This is a genomic window from Leptolyngbya sp. FACHB-671, from assembly GCF_014695745.1.
Classification (GTDB): domain Bacteria; phylum Cyanobacteriota; class Cyanobacteriia; order Elainellales; family Elainellaceae; genus JAAUTN01.
Genome location: NZ_JACJOV010000035.1, coordinates 1 through 4,245 on the forward strand (window position 1 = coordinate 1; position 4,245 = coordinate 4,245).

The 4,245-nt window shown below is 49.9% G+C and carries 4 protein-coding genes; 3 read left to right on the plus strand and 1 reads right to left on the minus strand.

Annotated elements, in window-relative coordinates; translation table 11 throughout:
• Nucleotides 1-11 precede the first annotated feature (11 nt).
• The 3 genes from H6F93_RS35585 (at nucleotide 12) to H6F93_RS01450 (ending at nucleotide 3,985) form a co-directional block, all read left to right on the plus strand.
• Nucleotides 12-167, plus strand: coding sequence for a permuted SH3 domain-containing protein (locus tag H6F93_RS35585; protein WP_524537876.1), 156 nt, complete (start codon nucleotides 12-14; stop codon nucleotides 165-167).
• An 89-nt stretch (nucleotides 168-256) separates the two neighbouring features.
• Nucleotides 257-3,388, plus strand: coding sequence for an efflux RND transporter permease subunit (locus H6F93_RS01440; RefSeq protein WP_242043257.1), 3,132 nt, complete (start codon nucleotides 257-259; stop codon nucleotides 3,386-3,388).
• 366 nt (nucleotides 3,389-3,754) lie between these two features.
• Nucleotides 3,755-3,985, plus strand: a complete 231-nt coding sequence (locus tag H6F93_RS01450) for a hypothetical protein (RefSeq protein ID WP_190643652.1) — start codon at nucleotides 3,755-3,757, stop codon at nucleotides 3,983-3,985.
• 114 nt (nucleotides 3,986-4,099) lie between these two features.
• Here H6F93_RS01450 and H6F93_RS34965 read toward each other — a convergent pair.
• The coding region (locus H6F93_RS34965; RefSeq protein WP_347277232.1) for a DUF5996 family protein at nucleotides 4,100-4,245 on the minus strand (146 nt) is incomplete at its 5' end.

Sequence of the window (4,245 nt, forward strand, 5' to 3'; positions counted from 1 at the left end):
GGTCCTGTTTTGTGCTGGCAGACAATCTAGAACGGCGCGATGTGGAAGTATTGCATACAGAAACAGATCGAGTATTAGTGCGGGGTTTACTACAAGCGGGCGATCGAGTTGTGACAGAAGGGATACAGCGCTTGGTTCCGGGTCAGTCTGCTCAATCAATTCCCTGAATACTTCAATAAACCTCCTGCGTGAATGGTAGCGCGGTCCTGCCGCGCTACCATTCACGCTCCTAAACAGCATTCATTCAGGAGCTCTAATGATGACTGCCTTGTTCTATCGCAACAGACGACTGTTGATTTTGACCCTAGTTCTCATAGTCGTTTGGGGGGCTTCGTCGTTCTTTTCTCTTCCTCGTTTGGAAGATCCGGAGATCAATCAACGCGCAGCGACTATTACTACCTTGTTTCCGGGAGCAAGCGCCGATCGGGTTGAAGCCCTGGTCACGGAGGTGATTGAAGATGAGCTATCTGAAGTTGAAGAAATTGACACCTTGGAGTCTACTTCGAGCTTAGGCATTTCCATTGTCACCGTTAACTTAAAAGAAACCGTTAAAGCAGTCGAACCAGTGTGGCAACAAGTTCGCAGTAAGGTAGATGATGCAGTTCCTCGATTGCCAGGGAGCGCACTGGAGCCGAGATATGGGGATCAAGAGGTAAAAGCTAATGCGCTAATTTTAGGCTTAGTCTGGCAGTCAGATGCTCCTGTCAACTACGGAATTTTGCGACGCTGGGCAAAAACTCTAGAAGATACCCTGGGTTTCCTGGCAGGTACAGATCAAGTCGAAGTATTTGGCGATCCGCAAGAAGAAATTCGCGTTGCAATTCGACAATCTGATCTAGCAATGGTGGGTTTGACAGCACAGGGATTGGCGCAACAGGTGCAGTCTAGTGATGCCAAAGTGAGTGTCGGACAGCTTCGCAACGGTGATCAAGATCTGGTGTTTGAGCTATCCAGCGAGTTAGATTCCTTAGAGCGAATTCGATCAATTCCAATTCGCACGGCTGCTGATGGACAAATGACCCGCCTGGGAGACATTGCTCAGGTCGATCGCACCATTCGGGAACCAACCGACAGTTTGGCATTTGTTTCGGGCAAGCCTGCGATCGTGCTAGCGGCAACGGTTGAGGCGGCTCAACGAGTTGATCAATGGACTGATAAAGCACAGCAATTGCTGCAAGACTTTCAAACTCAGTTACCTGCTGGTATCACAATCGCCACTATTCTCGATCAGAGTCAATATGTGAATGCTCGCATCAATGGCGTGATGCAGGAGTTGTTTGTGGGGTCACTGCTGGCAACCTTAGTGATTACTGTAATGATGGGCTGGCGATCGGCGGTGGTAGTAGGAATTGCCTCACCCCTTGCCTGTCTCCTTGTCTTTGGTTGGATGCGGCTTTTAGGCGTGCCGCTACATCAGATGTCGCTGACTGGTTTGATTATCGCCATCGGCTTGTTGATCGACAGTGCGATCGTCATGGTAGATGAAGTACAAAGCCGCTTGCATCGGGGCATGACTCCAACTCAGGCGATCGCCGACAGCACTCGACACATGGCACTTCCTCTCACCAGTTCGACACTCACCACGGTGCTGGCATTTTTGCCTATCACACTTCAACCGGGTAGCGTTGGAGAGTTTACAGGCACAATTGGACTGAGCGGCATTCTAGGATTAACCAGTTCCCTGATCATTTCGCTCACCGTGTTGCCTGCCCTATCTGGGCTGCTGCACCGTTGGGGACATCAGCTAAATTTGCCGCAGTGGGCAGAAACCGGAATCACAATTCCTCGGTTAACCCGACTCTATCAGCGTAGCCTGAATATGGCGCTACACCGTCCAATGCTGGCGATCGCCCTATCTCTACTCCTACCTGTCACAGGCTTTGCTGTTGTGCCGCACCTGAGGCAGCAGTTCTTTCCGCCTACCGGACGCGACCAGTTTTACATCGATTTTGAATTGCCAGAGCAAACGGCTTTGACGCAAACCCAAGCGCAAACGCTTGAAGCGCGAAACCTCATCTTACAGCATCCCCAAGTAGCAGATATTCACTGGTTTCTGGGTAAGAGTGCGCCCACGTTTTACTACAACGTCATTGGCAAACGGGAAAATGAGTCGAACTATGCTCAAGGTTGGGTACAGTTGCGTCGGGGTGTACTACCGACAAAGGTGATTCAAGCTCTGCAAACTGAACTCAATCAAGCATTTCCTGCGGCTCGTGTCGTAGCACGACAGATTGAGCAAGGCCCACCCTACGATGCGCCCATTGAAGTTCGGCTCTACGGCTCTGACCTGAATACGCTTCAGCAAGTGGGAGAGCAGATTCGGGCTGAGTTTCTGCCGATCACCAATGTCATTCACACTCGCGCTAGTCTAACCGAAGCCCAACCGAAACTCGCTATCACCATAGATGAAGAACAGGCACAACTGGTGGGATTAGACCGCACAGCGATTGCTCAACAGCTTGATACGGCACTGGAAGGGGCAAGGGGCGGTTCGATTCTGGAGGAAACGGAAGAACTGCCCGTGCGGGTACGAGTAGCTGATGCTCAACGAGCCAATCTGGATCAGGTTGCTGGACTGGATTTAGTCACCAGTGGCAATCAAGACCAGCCCATTCCTTTCTCCTCAGTTGCTCAAGTTGATCTAGTTCCCGATTTGCCCGTGATTGCCCGACGCAACGGTCGGCGGGTCAACACGGTGCAAGTATTCCTCACGGCTGGAACCTTGCCTGCTCAAGTTCAAAGTCAATTTGAGCAAAGGCTACAGCAAAACCAGTTCAGTTTGCCTGCGGGTTATACCTGGGAGTTTGGAGGAGAATCTGCTGAGCGGAGCGAATCGATCGCCAGTCTGTTCTCCACAGTCGGTGTTCTAGCGGTGTTGATGGCTGCTACTCTGGTGCTAACTTTCAACTCTTTTGCACTGGCTGCTTGTATTGGTGCGATCGCCCTCCTTTCGGCGGGGCTAGGCTTTCTGGCACTTTGGATCTCCGGCTATCCCTTTGGCTTCACCGCTATCCTCGGTACAATCGGCTTAATCGGCATTGGCGTAAATGAATCAACCGTTGTTGTCTCCGCTCTCCAATCGAATGCAGCGCTAAAGGTGGACGATTATTCCGCAGAGGAAATGACCTCGCACCGCATTGCCATTCAAGCAGTTGTGATGCACGCAACTCGTCACCTGGTTGCTACCACCATTACGGATACAGCAGGTTTCACTCCTTTGTTATTTGACCCAACTGGATTTTGGAATCCACTGGCGATTGTGATTGCGGGCGGATTAGGTGGTGTTACCCTACTATCGGTCTACTTTGTTCCGGCGGTGTTTCTGCTGCTCCAGCGGTCGGGCAAATTAGCCAGAACTAACGCTCTCTCTAAGAGCAAATTAGTTTAGATGCGCTACTAAGGGTTGTGTCACAAAAACTTATTAGGGGCAACCGATCGGTATCGCTTGCATTCCCTTAAGCAGGAATTCCAAAGAGCAATTCAATAAATTTTGCTTGAGAAACACTGCTCGCTTGTTTAACTCTTTTCACTTGTCCTTTTCTGATCATATTCATTGCCTCAATCCCTCCCAGGGTTCTCCTTGCGCTATTGAACGAACACAATCGTCTGGCAAATGATCCAGTCCTGAAATGCTCTCATAGCACGAGTTTTGAGCTTAGCGTTGTTTTTTGTTCCGTTAATAAAAGAACCCCTATTCATGGTTTGGTTTCCTTCATGTTGGATGATTTCGTGAGATAGCCTTTGATTACGCAACGTGAGTGGTCATAAAACGACGGATGTGATCCGCGATCGCATTTCCGCACTCTTCCAGGGCAAAGTGTCTAGTATTGAGGAAGGTGTCGAGGCTGATGGCCGCCAAATTTTGAACATCGTTGGTGTATTACCAACGAGTTCCTTCCAGGGTGAGGAAAAATTTGAGTTTATCTGCATTCCCAGGGGAGCGATCGCACCAGTATGCCCTGACGGGTTCCCAAAATTGGAGTAATTGCCATCGGTTCAGCAGAATTGACCTTCACGATCAAGGTTTAAGCATCCAATAAACCAGTCTGCGAAATTGTCATACATTTCACCACTTAAGATCTGCCAGTTAAACGCCAATTTAGGAATGCAGTTGCGACTTAAACGTCAACTGCTGAAGTTCCTTTTGATTCCAGTTGCCGAACTTGGCAGCAGCTTCGTAGGTGCTTTGCAAGAACTCTATCAACGTCTGATCCGGTGATTCTGCCTCGCGGACAGCGTCATAGG

Excerpts from the sequence above, each read along its gene's own strand:
- H6F93_RS01440 (WP_242043257.1), top strand. The coding sequence starts at position 257 with ATGATGACTGCCTTGTTCTATCGCAACAGACGACTGTTGATTTTGACC.